A 21394-nucleotide genomic window follows, 5' to 3' on the forward strand; every position below is an offset into this window, starting at 1 on the left:
CGCGGCAAGGCGAGGGGCCGGTCGGCGCGCGAGGGACCGGCCGTAGGGCGGAACGGGCAGCGGCGGCGGAGGCCTCAGGCCTCTCAGGTCCGCAGGGCGCCCAGGTGCTCCACGAGGCCGGCCAGCTCGGGGTCGGCGGCACTGAGGTCGAGGGCCTCGGCGAGGACGGACTCGTAGACCGGCACGGCCCGGCGGAACACGTCCATGCCGTGCTCGGTGATCCCGGTGTAGACCCCGCGCCGGTCGTGCTCGCAGTTGCGGCGCTCGGTCAGGCCGGTGCGCTCCAGGCGGGTCACCATGCGGCTGACCGAGCTCTGGTTGAGATTGACGGCGTCGGTGAGGTCCTGCATGCGCATCTCGCCGTCGGGGGCGCCCGCGCACGCCGACAGCGCGAGGAACTCCGAGAGCCCGATGCCGAACCCGCGGTGCAGGGCGCGCTCCACGAGTGCGTCGACCCGGCTGTGCAAAGCGACCAGGCGCGTCCACAGCGCACCGGTCGCCGACAGCTCCGCCGGCGCAGCGGGCGGAGTGGTCCGGGGACTCTGCTCAGCGGTGATGACCGGCCTCCTCGTACTCTTCGCCGCCGGCACCGGCCGATCGGCGCGGAGGCGGCGATGCCCAGCATATTCGATGCACCATCGATGCAGACCGATACACCGGCGGCACTCAGGGCGTGCGTCCCGACGCCACGTGCCTTGTGGGAGAGGAGGAGCGCGCCAAGAAGCAGATCGAAGAGGCGTACCGACGCCACGGCGGCTAGCGACGCCCGCCAACGTGGCCGTGTATTGGCCGCAGATCCTCACCGACGCCCCGGTCCGCCCACCGGCAGCCACCGACGCATGACTAAGCCTCCTGGCCTGTAACCGCAGGCCGGGGGCTTTTTCCATGTTCAGGAAGGGTGGGCGCGAGAGGACTCGAACCTCCGACCACCCGCTTGTAAGGCGGGGGCTCTGCCAACTGAGCTACACGCCCGGATTGCGGTGCCGATCCGGTGACAGGGAAATCGTACCGGCTCCGCGGGGCGGCGGGGCCGGTTGCGGGCCGCGGTCAGGCGAGGTCGGCGAGCGCCTTGCGGTAGTCGTCGACGTCGCGCGGCTCGGAGATCGGGTTGACGACCTTCCATCGGACGGCGCCGGACTTGTCGATGACGAAGGTCGCGCGCAGCGCCACTCCGCGGGTCTCGTCGAAGACGCCGTAGGCCCGCGCGGTGCCGCCGTGCGGCCAGAAGTCCGACAGCAGCGGGAACTCCAGGCCCTCCCGGTCGGCCCAGGCCCGGTGGGCGAACATGGAGTCGACCGAGACCGTCAACAGCTGCACCCGGTCGTTGACCAGGTCGCCGGACGCCTCGCGCAGCGCGGTCAGCTCGCCCTGGCACACTCCGGAGAACGCCAGGGGGTAGAAGACCAGCACGACGTTCCTGCGGTCGGCGAAGTCGGCGAGGCGCACGGTCTGGCCGTGCTGGTCCGACAGCTCGAAGTGCGGCGCGGCCTCGCCCGGCTCGATCGACATGGGCCCTCCTGCGAACGTGCGGACACGGGGCGAGTGCCGCCCGCCGATGCCGACGGACGGCACACCCGCGGGTCACCCTATGGCAATCCGCTCCGCAGACGCCGTCCCGGCCGGGAACGGGAGCCGCTCAGCGCTGCACCTTCGGCGCGACGAGGCGTGTCCCCGACCAGTTCGCGCCGGCGCTCACCGCGCTGGTCTGCGACAGTCCGGCCGTGGTGGACGCCTCGGCGACCTCGCTCGGCGCGACGTGCCCCTCGCGCCCGGGCTTGGGGGTCAGCACGAGGATGATGCCCCCGCCCTCCACCGCGCCGAGAACGTCGACCAGGACATCGGTGAGGTCGTCCTCCTCGTCGCTCCGCCACCACAGCAGCGCGGCGTCGACGACGCCGTCGTAATCCTCGTCGACCAGCTCCTCGCCGGTTCGCTCGGCGATCGAGGCGCGCAGCTCCTCGTCCACGTCGTCGTCGAACAAGAATTCCTGCACCACCTGACCCGGTTTGAATCCGAGTCGGTCGGCCAGGCCACGTTCGCTTTGTGCCTGGCCCGCGGTCGCGCTCACGAAAGTCCTCCTCCACAAGTTCTGCTCTTCGCGCCGATCCCGCAGATGTTCCGGCGGGCCGACCGTGCGCGGTCCCGTATCACCGGGGCGACCCCGCTGTTGAGGGCTAAGTTCACACGCTGGGGACCTGATCCGTCAACGCGCCTGCGCCCTGAGGTGTACTGCACTTACCATCCTGTCCGCTATCCGGCGCCCGTCAAGAACGAGAGGCGGACTTGCCTGGTCGGATTGTCGATATTGGTGTCGACGAACGCGATGGACTGCCAGGTTCCCAGCTCAAGGCGGCCGCCGACCACGGGTATCGTGGCCTGGGGCGGAATGAGCGCGGGGAGCACGTGGTCGCGGCCGTGGCCGTAGGAGCCGTGGCGGTGCCGCCACCGGTCGTCCTTGGGCAGCAGGTCGCCGAGCAGCGCGAGCAGGTCGTCGTCGGAGCCGGCACCGAGCTCCATGATGCCCACGCCGGCCGTGGCGTGGGGCACGAAGACGTTCAGAAGGCCGTCCCCGCCGGTCTCGGCCACGAAGTCCCTGCACAGGCCCGTGATGTCGGTGATGCTCTCGGACCCTCCGGTGCGCAGGTCGAGAAGTTTTGTCCGCATGCGGCAACGCGTACCCAGTGAGGCGCCCCCTGCAACCTCCACAGGGACCGGATCGACGGTGGCCGCCGGGGCCTCCGGCGGCCATACTCGGATGCACAAGATCCGGGCGGCCCGTTGCCGTTCGGATACCGCCGACCGACATCCAGGGAAGGGGGGCGTGTGGGCAACGGCCTGCGCCTCGGCCCGCTGCTGCGGCACGTGACGGAGACGACGGCGACCATCTGGGTGGAGACCGAGGCGCCGTGCGAGGTCGCCGTCACCGCCGGCGGGTACACGGCCCGCTCCGGGACGTTCACCGTGCACGGGCACCACTACGCGCTCTGCGACCTGCGCGGCCTGCCGCCCGGTGCGGCGCTGCCGTACGAGGTGCGGCTGAACGGCGAGACCGCCTGGCCGCAGCAGGGCGCCGGCCGCCCGCCGAGCGTGGTGCACACCCTCGACGCCGCCGCTCCCGCCCGCGTGCTCTTCGGCTCCTGCCACACCCCCACCGAGCACTCCCGCGCCAGCGTCCTGCGCTACGGCGTCGACATGCTGCGCGCCTACGCGCTGCGGCTGGCGGCCGCGCGCAGCGGCGCCCCGAGGGCGGAGGGCTCCGCACAGAGCGGGTCCGGCGCCGGGGCCGCGGCAGCCCTCCCGGAGGGCGGCGAGAACGAGCCCTCGCTGCTGCTGCTCATCGGCGACCAGGTCTACGCCGACGAGCTCCAGCCGGGCATGACCGACTACCTCGCGCGCCGCCGGGCGCACGCCCGCGCGCGGGGGCAGGGGGCGGCCGGCTCCCGGCCCCCCGACGAGGTGGTCTCCTTCGACGAGTACGCCGAGCTGTACCGCCAGTCCTGGTCGGACCCCGACATCCGGTGGCTGCTGTCGACGGTTCCCACGCTGATGCTGTTCGACGACCACGACATCCGCGACGACTGGAACACGTCGGGCACCTGGCGGCGCCAGATGGAGCAGAACCCGTGGTGGCGGCCGCGCATCACGGCCGGGCTCGGCGCCTACTGGATCTACCAGCACCTGGGCAACCTCGCGCCGGACGAGCGCGCGGCCGACCCGGTCTTCGCCGAGGTCCTCCGCGCGTCTGCGCCGGCCGGCCCCGCATCCGGCCCCTCCCCCGCCGCGGCGGAGGCCGGACGCGCTCCCGCCGGTACGGCCGCGCACGGCGCCGCCGCGGACGCCGACGCCGAGGGCACCGGCGCCCTCCGCCGCGAGGCCCCGGCCTCCGGCGGCGGTCCCGCGCAACCGGCCGGTGCCCCCTTCCCCACCGCGGAGGGGGACGCCCCGGCCGCCGCCGACGCCCCCGGTCCCGCGGAGAAGGCCGCCGCCGGGACCTCCGACGCGGCCGCCGTCGTCGACGCCTTCGCCTGGCGGTCCCACCAGGAGGCCGACAGCTACCGGTGGAGCTTCCGCTTCGACATCGGCCGCGACCGCCTGCTGATGGTCGACACCCGGTGCGGTCGCGTCGTCAACGACGACACCCGGCGCAGCATGCTCGACCCCGTCGGCGCCGCGTGGCTGGACGAGCAGCTCACCGGCGACGTGGACCACCTCGTCGTCGCCAGCACCCTGCCGTTCCTGCTGCCGGCGGGCGTCCACCACCTCGAATCCTGGAACGAGGCCGTGTGCGCCGGCGCCTGGGGCCAAGCCATGCGCCGTCCCGCCGAGAAGGTGCGCCAGGAGATCGACCTGGAGCACTGGGCGGCCTTCCAGTCCTCGTTCCGGTCGGTCGCCGACACCGTGCTGCGGGTGGCCGCGGGCGAGCGCGGCGCGCCGCCCGCCAGCGTGCTGTTCCTCGGCGGCGACGTGCACTTCTCCTACCTGGCGCGCGCCCGGGCCGCCGGCGCGGCCGCCGATCCGGCCGGCGGCGGCACCCGCATCGCCCAGCTCGTGTGCTCGCCCACGTGCAACCGGATGCCGGCGGCGCTGCGCGAGATGACCTGGCTGAGCGTCCGCGGAATCGTCGCCGCGATCGGCTCGCTGATGGCCCGCGCCGCGGGAGTGCCCCGGTCCCCGCTGCACTGGCGCATCGAGGGCGGCCCCTGGTACGACAACTCCCTGGCCGCCCTGGTGCTGGACGGCCGCAGCGCCGAGGTGGTGTGGTCGCACTCGCCGGTGGCCAGGCGCACCGTCAAGCGGCTCACCCCCAACGAGTCCCCGCGTCCCGACGTGCGCGAACTGGCGCACCACGTACTCGCGCCCTGACGCCCGCGGGGCCCGACCGCGCCGGTCCGCGCGGCCGCCGGCGCCCCGGGCCGTCAGGGCACCCGGTAGTCGTGGTCGCGGGCGTCGGTGATCGCCATGTGCCCGGGAGCGTGGGCGATGGCGAACTCCGGCGCCGAGTCCGCCACCGCCGCCTGCGGCGTGACCCCGCACGCCCAGAACACCGGGACCTCGCCGGGGCGGACCTCCACCGGATCGCCGAAATCGGGGGCGTCCAGGTCGGCCACGCCCAGCCCCGCGGGATCGCCCACGTGCACCGGCGCACCGTGCACCGACGGGTACCGCGCGGTGATGCGCACGGCGTCGGCGACCCGCTCTGCCGGAATCGGCCGCATCGACACCACCAGCGGCCCCGCCAGCCGCCCGGCGGAGCGGCACGGGCGGTCGGTGGTGTACATCGCGACGTTGCGCCCGGTCTCGATGTGGCGCAGGGGGATGCCCGCCTCCAGCATCGGCGCCTCGAACGTGAAGCTGCACCCGATCAGGAACGCGACGAGGTCCGGACGCCAGTAGGCGGTCGCGTCGGCCGTCTCGGCGACCAGGCGGCCGTGCTCGTAGACCCGGTAGGCCGGCAGGTCGCTGCGCAGGTCGCCGGCGAAGACCGGCGCCGACACCTCCCCGGGCTCGGTGACCTCCAGCACCGGGCACGCCTTGGGGTTGCGCTGGGCGAACAGCAGGAAGTCGAAGGCGAGGTCCCGCGGCAGGGCGATCAGGTTCGCCTGGGTGTAGCCGGCGCAGTAGCCCGCGGTGGGCACGCGGAGGCCGGCGCGGAACCGCTCGCGCGCCTCTCCGGGCGCCAGGCGCGCCGGGAGCGCGGGCGCCGCGCGGGGCGCGCCGGGGTCGGCTGCGGCATCGGACATGTCAGGACCTCCGTATCCTGCTCAGGAACGCGGGGCGGACGCCTCCGCCGGGCCGGCGAACGGCGGGCCGACGAACGCCGGGCGGCCGCGCCCACGGCGACGGCCCGGTGCGGGGCGCCGGCGCGCTCACCGGTGGAACCTCAGCGCGGTGCCGGGTCGGGCCTGGGCCGCGCGGGAGACGTCGGCGGCGACCACGACCGCGATGACCGGGTAGCCGCCCGTGACAGGGTGATCGGCCAGGAACAGCACGGGGCGCCCCTCCGGGGGCACCTGCAGCGACCCCGGTACCATCCCCTCGCTGGGCAGCTCGCCGCCGCCGCGCCGGGACAGGGCCGGGCCGGACAGGCGCGCGCCGACCCGGTCGCTGCGGGAGGTGACCTCGTAGGCCGAGGAGAGCAGGACGCCCAGGGCGCCGTCGTCGAACCAGTCGTCGCGCGGGCCCGGAACGACCCGCAGGCTCAGCTCCCGCTCCGGGAACGGGCGAGCCGGCACCCAGTCGACCGCCGGCAGGTCGCGCGGCGGGGGGCCGACCGGCAGCACCGTTCCCTCCTGGGGCGGCGGCGGACCGAGGCCGGCCAGGGTGTCGGTGCTGCGCGAGCCCAGAACGGGCGCCACGTCGAATCCCCCGCGCACCGCGACGTAGCTGCGCAGCCCGCTCGGCGGGGCCCCCAGGTGCAGCTCGGCCCCGTCGGGCAGGTGCAGGACGGTGTCGGCGGCCGCTCCGCGGCCGTCGACCTCGACGGGGCAGGGGGCGCCGGTGACGGCGGCGGTCACGGCACCGCGCGCCCGCAGCACCAGGCCGCCCATGGTCGCTTCAAGCGCCGCGGCGCCCTCGGGGTTGGCCAGCAGCCGGTTGGCCAGCGCGTAGGAGGTCCGGTCGGCGGCCCCCGAGCCGCCCACGCCCAGCGCCGCGTGCCCGCGGCGCCCGCTGTCCTGCACGGTGCTCAGGGCGCCTGTGCGCACGACTTCAACTGCCGGCATCGGCGCGGCCGCCCCCTTCGCTCCGCCCGCTTCTGCGCCCGTTGACCTGCTGAGCGCCCTGCTCCCCGTTCTGCGCGGCCGTCCGACACGGCGCGGCGGCCGAACCGGCGCCCCGGCGGCGCGCCGGAGGCGGCTCCTCGGTGAACCGCACCCGCACGCCGGGGCGCAGCAGCGCCGGCGGATCGCGCTCCAGGTCCCAGGTCACCACGTCGGTGCGGCCCAGGAGCCGCCACCCGCCCGGCGACGCACGCGGGTAGATGCCGGTGAACTCCCCTGCCAGCGCGACGGCGCCGGGCGGCACGCGGGCGCGCGCCTCGCCGCGGCGCGGCACGTGCAGCCGGGTGTCGTCGCACACCAGGTAGCCGAACCCCGGTGCGAAGCCGCAGAAGGCCACGGTCCACTCGGCGCCGGTGTGGACGGCGACCACGTCGCGCTCGCTGAGCCCGGTCAGCGCCGCGATGTCGGCGAGGTCCTCGCCGTCGTACTGGACGGGCACCTCCAGCTCGCCCGCTCGGGCGCGCTCGCCCCGCCGCGGCCGCAGCCGGCCCACCGCCTCCGCCACCGCATCCGCGTCGCCGCCGTCGGGATGCATCCGCAGCAGCACCGTACGGGCGGCAGGGACGATGTCGGTGACACCGCGGGGCGGGTCCTCGACGAGGGCCGCCTGCAGCGCCAGCGCCTCGTCGAGGTCGGCGACCTCCACCAGCACCCCGGAGTCGGCGCACCTCAGCACGCGCATGCTGCTGCTCCTTCTCCGCAGGCGCGTGCGGCGGCGCGCGCCCGTCCGGCCGCGCGCCGCCGGGCGAATCGGGCCGGCTCCCCTGCGGCGGGCCCCATCACGCGTCCCCGGCGGGCGCTGCGGACCCGGTGAAGGGTGCGAGCTCGACGCCCGCGCCGCGCAGCCGTTCGGCCACCGCGCGGGCGATCCCGACGGCGCCGGGGCTGTCGCCGTGCACGCACAGCGACTCGGCCTGGATCCGCACCGGCGTCCCGTCGACCGCCGCGACGGGTTCGCCGCGCACCATGTCCAGGCAGCGCCGGGCGATCTCCTCGGCGTCGTGCAGGACGGCGCCGGGCGCGCGCCGGGAGACGAGGGTGCCCTCGGGGGTGTAGGCGCGGTCGGCGAAGGCCTCGCGGACCGTGCGCAGCCCGGCCTGCTCGGCGCGGCGCAGCCACACCGATCCCGGCAGGCCGAGCACCGGCAGGCCGGGGTCGTAGAGCGCGACCGCCTCGGCGACCGCCGCCGCCTGGTCCTCGTGGTGCACGATGGCGTTGTAGAGCGCGCCGTGCGGCTTGACGTAGCGGACGCGCTCGCCGGCCGCGTGCGCCATGGCCTCCAGCGCGCCGATCTGGTAGAGCACGTCGTTCGTCAGCTCGGCCGGCGGCATGTCGATGTACCGGCGGCCGAATCCGGCGAGGTCGCGGTAGCCGACCTGGGCGCCGATGGCCACTCCCCGCTCGGCGGCGCCTGCGCACGCCTCGCGCAGCACCGTGGGATCTCCGGCGTGGAACCCGCACGCCACGTTGGCGCTGGTGACGACGGACAGCAGCGCGCCGTCGTCGCCCAGCCGCCAGTTGCCGAAGCTCTCTCCCAGGTCCGAGTTGAGGTCGATGCGCATCGTCTGGTCCCCGTTCCTCTCGATTGCCGTGCGGCGGCGCTGCCTGCCGCCGTCCCGGTGCCCCCGGCCTCCCCCGCTCGCCCGCGGCCCGCCGGCCCGCCGATCCGTCGGCGGGCCGGCGGCGGGCCGGCGGCGGGGCGCACGGTGCGCCCGAAGCCCCTACTGCCACAGGTCGGCGATGCCGCCCAGCGAGTTGGCCGCGATGTAGACGGTCACCAGCCAGGCCAGGACGCCGAGGCCCAGCAGCCAGGCCGGGTAGCGGTAGCCGTGCAGCAGGTCCGCCCGGCGGCGCGCGGCCACCCAGAGCATGATGCCCAGTCCCACCGGCAGGATCAGCCCGTTGAGGGCGCCCGCCAGGATGAGCAGGGTCGCCGGCGCCTGGCCCAGCCCCAGGAACAGCACGGTGCACAGCGCGATGAACGCGGCGACGAGCCAGTTGCGGTTGCGGGCCATCCCGGCCGAGAACGTCGAGATGAACGAGACGGAGGTGTAGGAGGCGCCGATGACGGAGCTGATCGCCGCGGCCCACATGATCAGCCCGAACAGCCGGCGCCCGGTCTCGCCCGCGGCGGCGGCGAAGGCGGCGGCCGGCGCGTTGGGCGAGTCGAGGATGGCCGCGCCGCCGGTGACCACGCCCAGCACCGCGAGGAACAGCAGCACCCGCATGACGCCGGTGACGATGATGCCCACGATCGAGGTCTGGGTGACGGCACCGACGTTGCGGATGCCGCCCAGGCCGTTGTCGACGAGGCGGTGGGCGCCCGCGTAGGTGATGTAGCCGCCCACGGTGCCGCCGATGAGGGTGACGGTGGCCAGGAACAGGTCGTCGGTGACCCGGCCGGGCAGCACCGCATGGCGTAGCGCGTCGCCGACCGGGGGTTGGGATACGAAGGTGACGTAGAGCGTCAGGCCGATCATCAGCACGCCCAGGGCCACCAGGATGCGGTCCAGGGCCACTCCCGCACCGCGCAGCACGAACAGCGCGACGGCGACGGCGGCCGAGAGCGCGCCCCCGAGCTTCATGTCGATGCCGGCCAGGGCGTCCAGGCCCAGAGCGGTGCCGGCGATGTTGCCGACGTTGAAGACGATGCCGCCGAAGACCACGAGCGCGGCCAGTACGTAGCCGGCGCCCGGCAGCACCTTGTTGGCCAGGTCCTGGGCTCGGGTCTCGGCCACGCCGATGACACGCCAGATGTTGAGCTGCACGGCGATGTCGACCAGGACCGAGACCAGGATCGCGAACGCGAACGCGGCGCCCAGGCGGGCGGTGAACTCGGTGGTCTGGGTGATGAAGCCGGGCCCGATGGCGCTGGTGGCCATCAGGAACATCGCGCCGAGCAGACCGCTGTTCAGCAGTACCCGCCGCGTGCGCGGCGGTTTGGGGGCGACCTCGGGGGTTTCACTCATGCGGTCCCTCCTGGGGGGTGGATGCCGAAGCGGTGAGGCGCTCACCGCTGCGTGAGACGCCCATCACAGGGATTGTTGAACAATACTTCAATACTCCAATTTCTGCCAGGTTTCCGGCCGGGTCACGGCGTGTAACGCATGCATTCCCCCGCTGCCGCTCCGCTCGCGGCGGCGGGCGCGGGTGTCGGGCGCTCGCGCCCATCGGGGAGAATGAAGCCGGGACCCGACGCAGTAGGAGAGGGAGCGCGCGTGACCGCCACCGGCGACTGGATCGACGATCTTCCCGACGCCGGGGACGACCTGGAGCGCTCCAGTACCGCCGAGCGCGTCGCCGACCTGCTGCGCGGCCACATCATCAACGGCGCCCTGGCGCCGGGCGCGCGGCTGTCGGAGGAGCGTCTGGGCCGCAAGTTCCGGGTCTCGCGCAACACCCTGCGCGAGGCGTTCCGGCTGCTGGGCCACGAACGGCTGCTCGTCCACGAGTTCAACCGCGGCGTGTTCGTCGCCAAGCCCGGCGCCGAGGACGTGGTCGACATGTTCCGGATGCGCCGGGCACTGGAGCTGGCGGCCGTCCGCTCGGGTCCGCAGGCACCCGCCGAGGCGGTCGGCACCGTGGGCGCCGCGGTCGAGCAGGGCGAGGGGGCGCGCGCCCAGGGCGACTGGGAGGGCATCGGCACCGCGAACATGGCCTACCACCGCGCGATCGGCGGCCTGCTGGGCAGCCCGCGCGTGGACGAGACGATGCGCCAGCTGCTCGCCGAACTGCGCCTGGCCTTCCACGTGATGGCGGCGCCGCGCGACTTCTACGCCCCCTACCTGGACCGCAACCGCGCGATCTACGAGCTGCTGGCCGCGGGCTCGTTCGACACCGCCGCCGAGGAGCTCGCGGGCTACTTCGACATCGCCGAGAACCAGCTCGTGCGCGCCTTCACCGCTCCACCGCGCGCCTGAACGCCGCCCCGGCCGCGGGGCACAGCGCGCGCACGCCCCGGCACCCGTGCACACGAAGGCGCCGCGCGCCGGCGGCACACCGCCCTGACGGGCGGGTCCGTCGGCGCGCGGCGCCGGGTGCGGTCGTCACGAAGCCTCGGCGAGGGGCCGAAGCCTCAGTTCTTGGCCTTGGGGCGGCTACCGCCCGGGCGCTGGGGCTGGCTCTTGCGCCGAGGGGGCCGCGGCTGGCGCGGCACCGGCCGCGGGCCGGTCGCGGCGCCGGATCCAGGGAAACCGGGAACGATGTCGCCCGACTCGGCGGGCCGCTGCTCGCCGGCCGCCTCCGACTGCTCGGGTTCCGCGCCCGAAGAGGGCGCCTCCTGCTCCGCGTGCCCGGTCTCGGCCGCGGTCTCGGCGCTCTCGGTCCCGGTGCCCGCCGGTGCCCGGCCGCCTTCGCGCTGCCGCTGCCATTCGCGGTAGCGCGCGGCCAGCGGCGTGGCGAGCGGCCATTCGACCGGGGCCGGCTGCGCCAGCGCGGCCCACAGGTAGGCCCGGGTGCCCCAGGCCTCCATGGCGCGGCGCGCACGGGTGATGGTGAAGAAGGTCGGCGACGCCAGCAGGAGCTGCGGCCACGCCAGCGCGAGCGCGGCGAACAGCGGGAACAGGCCGCCGCCCACGACAGCGGCCGCGGCGCCCACCGCCACCGGAGTGAGCGCCAGGCCGATGCGCAGGTTGGTGATCTGGCGGAAGCGGTGCATCGACCGGCGCACCGACGCCTCGGCCGAGAGCCCTTCGGGCAGCGGGGTCGGCTGGACCATCAGGGCCAGCAGCAAGGACGCCACGCCGACGGAGCCGGCGAGCAGAATGGTCCAGCCGGGCGCCGAGAGGCTGCCGCCCACCAGGAGTGCGACGATGCCGAGGGCGGGCAGCGGAGCGGGGATGAAGAACAGTACCTGGCGCAGCATCTGGCCTGACTCGGTCGGACGTCTCAGTGCCGCCGCCACCTTGCTCAGCTTCTTCCCGACGCGACCGATGATCACTGCTGTGCCACCCCCAAACTCGTACTGCGCTGTGCGAGTGGGACACCCGTCACTCGCAGCCCCGGTTCCGGAGACGCCGCGCGTCACGGCCTGTGTGGCGCTAACCGCTGTCGTTCCGGTCCGAGACGCCGCGTTGTAACGGTCTCCCGGCCGCGACCCGCCACCCCCCGCCCCGAAGCCGGGGCAGGCCGCCTCGACCCTGGACGGATCATCGCCAACCACCCGCCGGTTACACTATCCGTTTTTCGGGGGTCGAGCTCCCGAATGGTGCGGGAACTCCCCCGTTCAGGACGCGGGGGAAGGGCCGCGGGAGCACGCCCGCGGGCCGGCGTCCGGCCGACGGCTGAAAGCGGTTCTACGGCGATGACGAGGTCGGTCGGGAAGAACGTCCCTCTGTAACGACGATCGCCCCGATTCCTGCCCGAGATGCGGTGGATCAATCTCCGATATCCGAAACGATGCGGAATCGTCCGGCCACACCGCCCGAAACGCCTACGCCACGCCTGTGGCCGTCGCCGCGGTGCCGGAGGGGTGGTCCACCACGGAGCGCCGGCGGCCGCCGGCGCCGCTGCTATCGATGCGCACCGGACGACGGGAGTGCCGTCGTGCCGTCTCCCCCGGCGGCCCCGGTCCACGACCGGCAGTGTGCCGCCGGCGGTGCAGAACCCCGCCGTCCTCCTACTCGCCGCCGGCTCGTCGGTGCGACCGGCGGTGAACGCACGGGTGCAGGACGCGACGGGAAGGGCGGGCCGTCGACGGGGCCATGGCGCCTACGGCTTCTCGGCCGTCCTTCGCCGTGTCCGGGACGGCGGGCGCGGGCGCGGCTACGGCTCCCGTTCGGAGATCCGGCCCAGGGTGATGGCGATGCGCAGCACGAACGACCCCCGCCCGTCGGCGGGCACGTGGCCGGTCAGCTCGGCGATGCGGCTCAGCCGGTAGCGCACCGTGTTGGGGTGCACGAACAGCATCCGCGCCGTCGACTCCAGCGACGAGGCGTGCTCCAGGTAGACCGACAGGGTGTCCAGCAGCGGCGAGCCCGCGTTGCGCAGCGGCCGGTAGACCTCCTCCACCAGCTGCCGGCGTGCGGCGGTGTCGCCCTCCAGGGCGCGCTCGGGCAGCAGGTCCTCGGCGCGCACGGGCCGGGGGGCGTCCGGCCAGGCCACGGCGGCGCGCAGCCCGTTGACCGCCGCGCGCACCGAGTGGTTGGCCACGCGCAGGTCGCCGACCGCCGGCCCGACCACCACGGGGCCGGGTCCGAACAGCCCCGCCAGCGGCTCGGCCGCGGCGAGCACCGCCGAGTCGCCGCCGAGCTTCTCGCTGATGCCGATGACGGCGATGACGCGTTCGCCCTGCACACCCGCCAGGACGTCGTGCCCGGCCCGGCGGGCCGCCGACCGCAGGTCCTCCAGTGTGCTCTCCGAGTCGGCTTCGCCCAGGCTGCCCGCGAGCGCCAGCACCGGGGTGCGCGACCAGCCCAGCGCCGCGCCCCAGGTCTCCAGCCCCTCCTCGCGGTCGCCGTGCAGCAGCGCGTCGACCACCAGCGCCTCAAGCCGGGCGTCCCAGGCTCCGCGCGCCTCGGCGGCGCGTGCGTAGACCTTGGCGGAGCTGAAGGCGACCTCGCGCGTGTAGTGCAGCACCGCCTCGCGCAGCTGCTGCTCACCCCTGGGCGCCGCCAGCTCGTCGACCTGGTTCTCCACCACGTCGATCACGACGCGGATCATGTCGACCGTCTGCTGGAGGGTGACCGAGCGCGTCAGCTCGCGGGGTGCGGTGCCGAACACCTCGACGGTGATGGCGGGCTTGCCGCGCGCCGGGTTCTTGAACCACTCGACGAAGGCGGCCACACCCGACTGGGCGACCAGCCCCACCCACGAGCGGTCCTCGGCCGACATCCGCCGGAACCAGGACAGCCGGCTCTCCATGCGCGCGACCGCGGCGGTGCCCAGTGTGCCCATCGCGCGCTCCAGCCGCTGGACGGTGGCGGCGCGGACGGCGTCGTCGTCGCCCGGCGCCTGCTCGTCCGCTCGATCGGTGGAATCCGTGCTCACGCTCCTAGAGTGGCATCGACGGGGGTGCGCGCACGACACGGCGGCGGTCGGCCGGTGCCGCGAGCCCCGTTGCGGCCGGAGATCACGGCCGCCAGTGTGACCGGTACCGCTTTTCGCGTTCTCCTGCGCCCGCGGTTGTAGAACGGCGACAAACCCGGACCCCGTTTTTTCGTCTCGGTCCGCATCCGTTCGGTGGGGTCCCACAGGGCAGTGTTGGTGACGTGCTTGTCATCGCTGCTCCCGGCCAGGGCGCCCAGGTGCCCGGATTCCTCGCCCCCTGGCTCGAACTGCCCGGAACGGCCGAACTCCTCGAACGGTGGTCCGAGGCCGTCGGCCTGGACCTGAAGCGCTACGGGACCACCGCCGACGCCGAGGAGATCCGCGACACGGCGGTCGCCCAGCCGCTGCTGGTCGGCGCGGGCTTCGCCGCCGCCGCCGCGCTCTTCGGCGACCTCGACTCCGCCCCCGACTCGATCGACGCCGTCGCCGGCCACAGCGTCGGCGAGCTGACCGCCGCGGGCCTGGCCGGCGTGCTGCGCCCCGAGGACGCACTGGCCCTGGTGGCCGAACGCGGCCGGGGCATGGCCGAGGCCGCCGCCCGGACCGAGACCGGCATGACCGCGGTGCTCGGCGGCGACCGCGACGAGGTGCTGGCCGCACTGGAGTCCCACGGACTCACCCCCGCCAACGACAACGGCTCCGGCCAGATCGTGGCGGCCGGGACCACCGAGCAGCTCGCCGCGCTGGCGGAGGACCCTCCGCCGCGCGCCCGGCTGCGCTCCCTGTCGGTGGCCGGGGCCTTCCACACCCACCACATGGCCCCCGCCGCGGAGCGCGTGGAGCGGCTGGCCAAGTCCGTCGAGCCCGCCGACCCCCGCACCCGGCTGCTGTCCAACCGCGACGGCGCGGTGGTCGCCACCGGCGGCGAGTACCTCGACCGCCTCGTCCAGCAGATCAGCGCGCCGGTGCGCTGGGACTCCTGCACCGAGACGCTGGCCGGGCTGGGCGCCACCGCCCTCATCGAGCTTCCGCCCGCCGGCACCCTCACCGGGCTGGCCAAGCGCGGGCTGCCCGGTGTCGAGCGGCTGGCCGTCAAGACCCCCGACGACCTCGAACGCGCCCGCGAGCTCGTCCGCGAACACAGCCAGAGCACCGCAACCCGACAGGAAGGCCGCCCCTGATGAACCTCCTCCCCGCGGCGGCGGGAGCGCGCGTCCTCGCGCTGGGCGAGTACCAGCCGGCGAACGTCGTCACCAACGACGACCTCGCCAAGCGGGTCGAGACCAGCGACGAGTGGATCCAGAGCCGCGTCGGCATCAAGGAGCGGCGCATCGCCGGCCCCGACGACAGCGTCGTGTCGATGGGCGCGGCCGCCGGCGGCAAGGCGCTGGCGGCGAGCGGCCTCGCGCCCGCCGACATCGACCTGGTCATCGTCGCCACCTGCACTCTGGTCGACCAGATCCCGAATGCGGCCGCACGCGTCTCGGCCCGCCTGGGCATCGAGGCGCCGGGGGCCTTCGACGTCAACGCCGCCTGCGCCGGGTTCTGCTACGGCCTCGGGTTGGCCGCGGACTCCGTGCGCGCGGGGTCGGCGCGCAACGTGCTGGTCATCGGCTCGGAGAAGCTGTCGGACTGGCTCGACTGGGAAGACCGCTCCACCTGTGTGATCTTCGCCGACGGCGCCGGCGCCGCCGTCGTGAGCGCCGCCGAGACCCCCGGCATCGGCCCGGTGGTCTGGGGCAGCTCGGGCGACCGCGCCGACAAGATCTACCTGCGCGACGACAAGTACCTCCACCAGGAGGGCCAGGCGGTCTTCCGGTGGGCGACCACCGAACTCAACGCGGTCGCCGCGGAGGCGCTGCGCCGCGCGGGCGTCGAGCCCGAGCAGTTGACCGCTTTCGTGCCCCACCAGGCGAACCTGCGCATCGTCGAGGCGATCGCGCGCAAGCTGGGAGCGCCCCAGGCGATCATCGCCCGCGATATCGTCACGGCGGGCAACACCTCGTCGGCTTCGGTTCCGCTTGCGCTTGCGCGCATGTCCGGACGCGGCGAGCTGCCTTCGGGGAGCCTCGTGCTCACCATGGGATTCGGCGCGGGCCTGACCTACTCGGCCCAGGTGCTGGAGATTCCCTAGACATCCGCGGGCGCGGCCCTCTCCGGGGCCGGGCGCCGCGGCACGTATCGACCGACACGCAGTTCACTAAGGAGAACCCCGACATGGCTCACACCGAGCAGGAGATCCTCGACGGCCTCGGCGAGATCATCGACGAGATCGCAGGTGTCTCGGCGAGCGAGGTCACCCCGGAGAAGAGCTTCGTCGACGACCTGGACATCGACTCCCTGTCGATGGTGGAGATCGCCGTCGCCGCGCAGGACAAGTTCGGCGTCGAGATCCCCGACGACCAGCTCAAGGACCTCAAGACCGTCCAGGACGTCATCAACTTCATCCAGAAGTAGCGCACCGTGCCCGCCGGCCGCGCAGCCGGCCGGCGGGCCGGGCCCCCTGCCAGCCCGTCCGGGTACCGGCCGGGAGATCGACCACCCGATGTGAAGGGCGATTGGGAGCGATGAACACCACCGAAGTCGTCGTGACGGGACTCGGCGCCACAACCCCGCTGGGAGGTGATGTCGCCAGCACCTGGTCCGCACTTCTCGAAGGCCGGTCCGGTATCGACACGCTCCAGGAGGACTGGGTCCAGGACCTGCCGGTGCACTTCGCCGGCCGAATCGCCACGGAGCCCTCGGAGGTGCTCCCCCGGCAGCGCCTGCGGCGGCTGGACCGCACCCAGCAACTGGCGCTGATCGCGGCTCAGGAGGCCTGGGAGGACTCCGACTCCCCCGACGTCGACCCGTCCCGCCTGGGCGCCGTGGTCTCCAGCGGGATCGGCGGCATCCTGACGATCCTGGAGCAGTACGACACCTTCCGCGAGCGCGGCTGGAAGCGGGTCTCCCCGTTCACCGTCCCCATGCTGATGCCCAACGGCCCCGCCGCCGCCGTGTCGCTGGAGTACTCGGCCCGCGCCGGTGCGCACGCACCGGTGAGCGCGTGCGCCTCCAGCGCCGAGGCCGTGGCCGACGCCATCAACATGATCCGCAGCGGCCGCGCCGACGTGGTGATCGCCGGCGGCGTCGAGGCCGCCATCCATCCGCTGAACATGGCCTCGTTCGCGTCGATGCGCGCGCTGTCCACCCGCAACGACGACCCGCAGGGCGCGTCGCGCCCCTGGGACACCCAGCGCGACGGCTTCGTCATGGGCGAGGGCGCCGGCATCGTGGTCCTGGAGTCGGCCGAGCACGCCGCCGCGCGCGGTGCGCGGGTCTACGCCGTCGCCGCCGGCGCGGGCTACACCAACGACGCCCACGACATCGTGCTGCCCGACCCCGAGGGCCGGGGCCAGGCCCAGGCCATCCGCGCCGTGCTGGAGGACGCCGACCTGGCCCCCTCCGACATCGCCCACGTCAACGCACACGCCACCTCCACTCCGGCGGGCGACGTCGGCGAGAGCGTCGCCATCCGCGCCGCCCTGGGGGACGCGGCGGCGGACCGCGTGGCGGTGACCTCCACGAAGTCCATGACCGGGCACCTGCTCGGCGGCGCCGGCGCGGTGGAGTCCATCGCCACGATCCTGGCGCTGTACGAGGGGCGCATCCCGCCGACGATCAACATCGAGGAGCTCGACCCCGAGGTGCGGGTGGACATCGTGCGCGACAAGTCGCGCGACATGCCCGCCGAGGCTGTCGCCGCCCTCAACGAGTCCTTCGGCTTCGGCGGCCACAACGTCGCCGTCGCCTTCCGCCGCGCTTAGGGCGCCACGACGGCTTCGTCTGCAGCGGGCGGCGCACCGGGGTGCGCCCCGCAGGAGGACAGCGGCCCCTCGAACACGGCCCGGCACCCTCCCTCGGCCGCGACCACCGCGGCACCGCTCCCCCCGGCGCGGTGCCGCGGCCGGGCGGCCGCCGGGAGTCCGCGCCGGACGGGAGGGCCGCCCGGTTCGTTCGGATACGTCCCGGCCGGAGTGCGCGCCGGCGGGGCCGGCGGCGGATGCGCCGCCGCCGCGCGGGGCACGCACGGCGACATCCCGTTGCCGGACCTCCCCGCACCGCGGGCGGACGGGCCGGGCCCGTCCGCCCTTCCGCCTTCCCGGGGGCGGCCGCGGCCCGACGGAGAACATGAACGCCCCGCCTCCCTGCGGGGAATGGCGCTTGAACTCGTGTCCCCGGCCGCTGACAACACGCGCCCCCTCCGCGATGATTGCCGTGTGTCCCTTCAGTCCCCGGCGTTGAGCGATATGTATCCCGGTCCCGGAGACCACCGAAGCGACGCCGCCGACGGCGGCTCGGGCGAGGTCCCGGTCTACCGGCCCGTCGTCGATCTCGACTCCGGAGCGGTGCTCGCCGTGGACGCCGACATCCGCGCGGCGGACGGCAGGTCGCGGAGCGAGTGGCCCGGCGACCCCGCCTCGGCGGCCGAGCGGCTCTCCCGTCTCGTGCGCAGCGCGACCGCCCGCGAGTTGCTGCTCCCGCTCGTCGTCCCCCTGCCCGCGCAGGCCGTGACCGCCGAGCCCGAGGTGTTCCATCTGTTCGAGGACACGCTGCGCCGGAGCGGGCGGCGCCCGCGCGACGTCACCGTCATGCTCGGTCCCGACCTGCCCCGGGTCCCCCGCGAGCCGCTGGTGCGCGGGCTCGCCCGACTGCGGGAGCAGGGGTTCCGCTGCGGTCTGGGCACCGCCGCCGTGCCGCCGGACCTGCTGCTGGAGACCAGCCCGTTCCTGCTGCGCATCGATCCGGGAATCGTGGGCGGGCTGCCCGGCGACCAGCGCATGGGCGCCCTCGTCGACGGCCTGGTGCGCATCGGGCACGGCGGCGGCGTCTTCCCGATGGCCTCCGGGGTCACCTCCGACGAGCAGGTGAGCCGGTTGCGCGAGGCCGGCGTGCGGCTCGCCCAGGGGCCGCTGTTCGCCGACGACGACTGGCTGCCCGGCGAGCGCGTCGGCTCGGTGCCGGCGGCCCCGGTCGAGGCCGCCCAGGAGCGCCACGACTCCGGGCCTCCGGTCGCCGAGTTCATGCGGCCGCCGGTGGCCATGAACACCGATGCCACGGCCGAAGAGGTGCTGGACGCGTTCAGCGCCGACACCGCGCTGAACAGCGTCGTGCTGATCGACCACCGCGACCGCCCGATCGCGCACATCGACCGCGCGCGGTTCCTGCTCGCGGTCACCGGGCCCTACGGCCACGCGCTGCACGCGAAGCGGCCGGCGAGCCGGCTGGCCGACACGCCGCGGACGGTGCCCCGCAACGTCCGGGCGATGGCGGCGCTGCGGGCGGCCGGCCACGAGCGCGAGCGCGTCTACGACGACCTCGTCACCGTCAACGAGTTCGGCCAGTGCACGGGGATCGTGCACGTCGGCGACCTGATCCAGAGCCTGGCCGGCGAGGCCGAGTGATCGGGCGGGTCGGGCCGCGCCCGGGCGAGGGGGCCCGCGGGTCCCGCCGGTTCCGGTTGTGCCGCTCGGGCCGGGCGGATCGGTCCGGAGTCCCGGGTCAGCCGCGTCCGCTCCGGTGCCCGCGGCTGCGCGCCTGCCGCACGGCGCGGCCGTTCGCGGGCTCGTAACCGGCGGCTCCCCCGTCGGCGGGCGCACCGCGGTCGCGCTCCGCCGCCGTCGGCCCGACCCCGTTGGGCTCGGCCGGGCCCGGGGCGGTCGACAGCTCGATAAGCTGGGGGCGCTTGGGGTCGCGGCCGTCGCCCGAGGAGCGGCCCAGGGCGCGGCGGCTCAGCCACGGCACGAGGTGTTGGCGGGCCCAGCGCCAGTTCTCGCGGCGGCGCAGGATGCGCGGCAGCCGCTCGGGCGGGGTCTCCCACGGGCGCATCCAGGTCTCGCGCGGGCCCATCGGCTCGTCGAGCAGCTCGGCGATGCGGGCGGCGACGATCCGGTGGCCCTCGGCGTTGAAGTGCAGCCGGTCCACGCTCCAGGCGCGGGGGTCGTTCAGCGCACCCATCGACCACAGGTCGACGATGTCGCTGGCGGTGCGCTCGGCGACGGCGCGCAGGTGCATGCTGAACACCGCGATCCTGCCGCGGTACACGCGCAGGACGGGGATCCAGCCGGTGTCGTGCCCGGAGAGGATGACCACGCGGATTCCGGCGTCGCGCAGCCGCCGGACGCCGGTCTCGAACTCGGCGGCGAGGGCGTCGAGGTCGGTGTTGGGCCGCAGCACGTCGTTGCCTCCGGCGTGCACAGTGACCAGATCCGGCCCGAAACTCAGGGTCTGTTCGAGCTGCTCGCCGAAGATGTGGCGCATGCGGCGCCCGCGAACGGCGAGATTGGCGTAGCGGAAGCCCGGTGCCAAGGCGCTCAGGTGCTCGGCGAGGCGGTCGGCGAACCCGCGGTACCGTCCGTCGGACGCGAGGTCGTCGAGGCCTTCGGTCAGGCTGTCGCCGATGGCCACGTAGGAGCGGATGGCTGCGGGCGGCTGCGCCTGATCGCCCTCCGGGGGATTCGTCTCCAGGTCAGTCACATCAACCAATCATGCAGCTCGGCCACGGGCACCGTCGCAAGGGCCCACGGCGACGCGCGGGGAGCTCGACAACGGGGTGCGTCTCTCACACACGACACGGACGAGGATGTGTCAACAGGGAGAGGCAAGGGTAGGGCCTGCCCGACAAGCATACCTCCGACTACCGCCGACACGCCTGCACCAGGTCCGATCTCCGGGCGTCAGGTGCGTCGCCTCGGCAGCCGGCCGAACGGCGGCCGGAGGGTTACGCACGCGACTACGCAAGGAGCCGTTGCACCCGCATGAGCAACAGCGACGCCATTCCGGAGAACAGCGAGTCCGGCGAGCAGGCCGAGGCCTTCCCCGCCAACGACGTCGAGCAGGCGCTGCAGGACGCGCTGGCCCAGTCCGGCGCCGAGTCGCCCGATCCGGCTCCCGTGAGCGCCTTCATCTCCGCGCTGCGCGAAGGGCAGGTGTGGGTCCCGCTACCGCAGGGCTCGGGCACCCAGGACGACGGCTCGGTGGCGCTGCCGACCCTGGAGCTCGAAGGCGCGCCGTTCATCCCGGCGTTCACCTCCGAGGAGCAACTGGGGCTGCGCAGCGCCGAACTGCCCTACACGGTGCTGGCCGCGCGCGACCTCGCCGAGGCGATGCCCGACGGCGTCGGCTTGGCGCTGAACCCCGGCAACCCGGCCAGCGTCCCGATCTATCCCGACACCGTCGCGGCGCTGGCCACGTGACCGCGGCCGCTCTGCGGCGGGGGCGCGCCTCCGCCGCAGAGCGGGGTGCAGCCGTACCACACCGGCGCGACGGCGCCCAGGAGTGCTTTCGCGCCGAGAAGGCCCCGCGCACGTAACCTACGTCACAATACCGCGCATCCCCATCGAAACCGGCATTCCACCAAGCGGGACAGCATCCCGGGGTCAGGCCGTCAGCCCCGCCGCCACCTGCTCGGATCCGATCCGCCCCGGCACTGTTCAACCGCAGCACGCGCACGTACGATCACCCGAGGGTGCGCCGCTTCGACCTGTCGGGCACCGACCGCGCCTCCGGCGGCCGGGCACCGGGCGCCGGTCGAGTGGACGTACTGTGGTCCAGGAACGTATTTGCCCGCGGGGAACCGGTTCCGGCTT

19 protein-coding genes, 1 tRNA gene and 1 pseudogene are annotated in these 21394 nt (G+C 74.4%); 8 read left to right on the top strand and 13 right to left on the bottom strand.

Annotated elements, in window-relative coordinates:
- Positions 1–83: 83 nt before the first annotated feature.
- The 5 genes from ABEA15_RS21410 to ABEA15_RS21430 form a co-directional block, all read right to left on the bottom strand.
- Positions 84–590, bottom strand: a complete 507-nt coding sequence (locus tag ABEA15_RS21410) for a MarR family winged helix-turn-helix transcriptional regulator (RefSeq protein WP_345558589.1) — start codon at positions 588–590, stop codon at positions 84–86.
- 309 nt (positions 591–899) lie between these two features.
- Positions 900–972 (bottom strand) — tRNA-Val (locus ABEA15_RS21415).
- 75 nt (positions 973–1047) lie between these two features.
- The gene (locus ABEA15_RS21420) at positions 1048–1509 is read right to left on the bottom strand and encodes a peroxiredoxin (protein ID WP_345558591.1); all 462 of its coding nucleotides are present in this window, start codon (positions 1507–1509) and stop codon (positions 1048–1050) included.
- Positions 1510–1636: 127 nt separating this feature from the next.
- Positions 1637–2068: a DUF3052 domain-containing protein gene (locus ABEA15_RS21425; protein ID WP_344146482.1), complete on the bottom strand. Its 432-nt coding sequence runs from the start codon at positions 2066–2068 to the stop codon at positions 1637–1639.
- A 182-nt stretch (positions 2069–2250) separates the two neighbouring features.
- Complete coding sequence (locus ABEA15_RS21430) at positions 2251–2664, bottom strand: YjbQ family protein (protein WP_345558593.1); 414 nt, start codon at positions 2662–2664, stop codon at positions 2251–2253.
- 159 nt (positions 2665–2823) lie between these two features.
- Here ABEA15_RS21430 and ABEA15_RS21435 point away from each other — a divergent pair, with 159 nt between their 5' ends.
- On the top strand, positions 2824–4863 hold the full coding sequence (locus ABEA15_RS21435; RefSeq protein ID WP_345558595.1) for a DUF7800 domain-containing protein: 2040 nt from the start codon (positions 2824–2826) through the stop codon (positions 4861–4863).
- Positions 4864–4916: 53 nt separating this feature from the next.
- Here the strand turns inward: ABEA15_RS21435 and ABEA15_RS21440 are convergent, their stop codons facing one another.
- From ABEA15_RS21440 to ABEA15_RS21460, 5 genes and pseudogenes are all read right to left on the bottom strand, one after another.
- Positions 4917–5741, bottom strand: coding sequence for a putative hydro-lyase (locus tag ABEA15_RS21440; RefSeq protein ID WP_345558597.1), 825 nt, complete (start codon positions 5739–5741; stop codon positions 4917–4919).
- 126 nt (positions 5742–5867) lie between these two features.
- Positions 5868–6722 (bottom strand): 5-oxoprolinase subunit C family protein, encoded by an 855-nt coding sequence (locus ABEA15_RS21445; RefSeq protein WP_345558599.1) that lies wholly within the window; start codon positions 6720–6722, stop codon positions 5868–5870.
- 136 nt (positions 6723–6858) lie between these two features.
- A pseudogene (locus ABEA15_RS21450) lies at positions 6859–7461 on the bottom strand (5-oxoprolinase subunit B family protein); the annotation flags it as partial.
- Positions 7462–7558: 97 nt separating this feature from the next.
- The gene (locus tag ABEA15_RS21455) at positions 7559–8341 is read right to left on the bottom strand and encodes a LamB/YcsF family protein (protein ID WP_345558601.1); all 783 of its coding nucleotides are present in this window, start codon (positions 8339–8341) and stop codon (positions 7559–7561) included.
- Positions 8342–8500: 159 nt separating this feature from the next.
- On the bottom strand, positions 8501–9748 hold the full coding sequence (locus ABEA15_RS21460) for an NRAMP family divalent metal transporter (protein WP_345558603.1): 1248 nt from the start codon (positions 9746–9748) through the stop codon (positions 8501–8503).
- 249 nt (positions 9749–9997) lie between these two features.
- Here ABEA15_RS21460 and ABEA15_RS21465 point away from each other — a divergent pair, with 249 nt between their 5' ends.
- Positions 9998–10699, top strand: a complete 702-nt coding sequence (locus ABEA15_RS21465; RefSeq protein WP_345558605.1) for a GntR family transcriptional regulator — start codon at positions 9998–10000, stop codon at positions 10697–10699.
- A gap of 155 nt (positions 10700–10854) precedes the next feature.
- Here the strand turns inward: ABEA15_RS21465 and ABEA15_RS21470 are convergent, their stop codons facing one another.
- Together ABEA15_RS21470 and ABEA15_RS21475 are read right to left on the bottom strand one after the other, a co-directional pair.
- Complete coding sequence (locus ABEA15_RS21470) at positions 10855–11643, bottom strand: hypothetical protein (RefSeq protein WP_345558631.1); 789 nt, start codon at positions 11641–11643, stop codon at positions 10855–10857.
- Between the two features lie 899 nt (positions 11644–12542).
- Positions 12543–13766, bottom strand: a complete 1224-nt coding sequence (locus ABEA15_RS21475) for a PucR family transcriptional regulator (RefSeq protein WP_345558606.1) — start codon at positions 13764–13766, stop codon at positions 12543–12545.
- A gap of 221 nt (positions 13767–13987) precedes the next feature.
- Here ABEA15_RS21475 and ABEA15_RS21480 point away from each other — a divergent pair, with 221 nt between their 5' ends.
- The 5 genes from ABEA15_RS21480 (at position 13988) to ABEA15_RS21500 (ending at position 19210) form a co-directional block, all read left to right on the top strand.
- Positions 13988–14947 carry an ACP S-malonyltransferase gene (locus ABEA15_RS21480; protein ID WP_345558608.1) on the top strand — a complete coding sequence of 320 codons (960 nt, stop codon included), beginning with the start codon at positions 13988–13990 and terminating at the stop codon, positions 14945–14947.
- A complete protein-coding gene (locus ABEA15_RS21485) occupies positions 14947–15900 on the top strand; it encodes a beta-ketoacyl-ACP synthase III (protein WP_344146455.1) in 954 nt (317 codons plus the stop codon). The genes ABEA15_RS21480 and ABEA15_RS21485 overlap by 1 nt, the downstream gene beginning before the upstream one ends.
- 83 nt (positions 15901–15983) lie before the next feature.
- Entirely contained in the window at positions 15984–16223 is a 240-nt protein-coding gene (locus tag ABEA15_RS21490; RefSeq protein ID WP_311546008.1) for an acyl carrier protein, read from the top strand.
- 110 nt (positions 16224–16333) lie between these two features.
- Complete coding sequence (gene fabF, locus ABEA15_RS21495; protein ID WP_344146451.1) at positions 16334–17572, top strand: beta-ketoacyl-ACP synthase II; 1239 nt, start codon at positions 16334–16336, stop codon at positions 17570–17572.
- Positions 17573–18055: 483 nt separating this feature from the next.
- Positions 18056–19210 carry an EAL domain-containing protein gene (locus ABEA15_RS21500; protein ID WP_345558633.1) on the top strand — a complete coding sequence of 385 codons (1155 nt, stop codon included), beginning with the start codon at positions 18056–18058 and terminating at the stop codon, positions 19208–19210.
- A 97-nt stretch (positions 19211–19307) separates the two neighbouring features.
- On the opposite strand, the gene ABEA15_RS21505 is transcribed toward ABEA15_RS21500, so the two are convergent.
- Positions 19308–20282, bottom strand: a complete 975-nt coding sequence (locus ABEA15_RS21505) for an SGNH/GDSL hydrolase family protein (RefSeq protein WP_425579432.1) — start codon at positions 20280–20282, stop codon at positions 19308–19310.
- A 281-nt stretch (positions 20283–20563) separates the two neighbouring features.
- On the opposite strand from ABEA15_RS21505, the gene ABEA15_RS21510 reads away from it, so the two are divergent.
- The gene (locus ABEA15_RS21510) at positions 20564–21001 is read left to right on the top strand and encodes an SseB family protein (RefSeq protein WP_344146448.1); all 438 of its coding nucleotides are present in this window, start codon (positions 20564–20566) and stop codon (positions 20999–21001) included.
- Positions 21002–21394 lie beyond the last annotated feature (393 nt).

Source organism: Streptomonospora halophila (genome assembly GCF_039542725.1).
GTDB classification, from domain to species: Bacteria; Actinomycetota; Actinomycetes; order Streptosporangiales; family Streptosporangiaceae; genus Streptomonospora; species Streptomonospora halophila.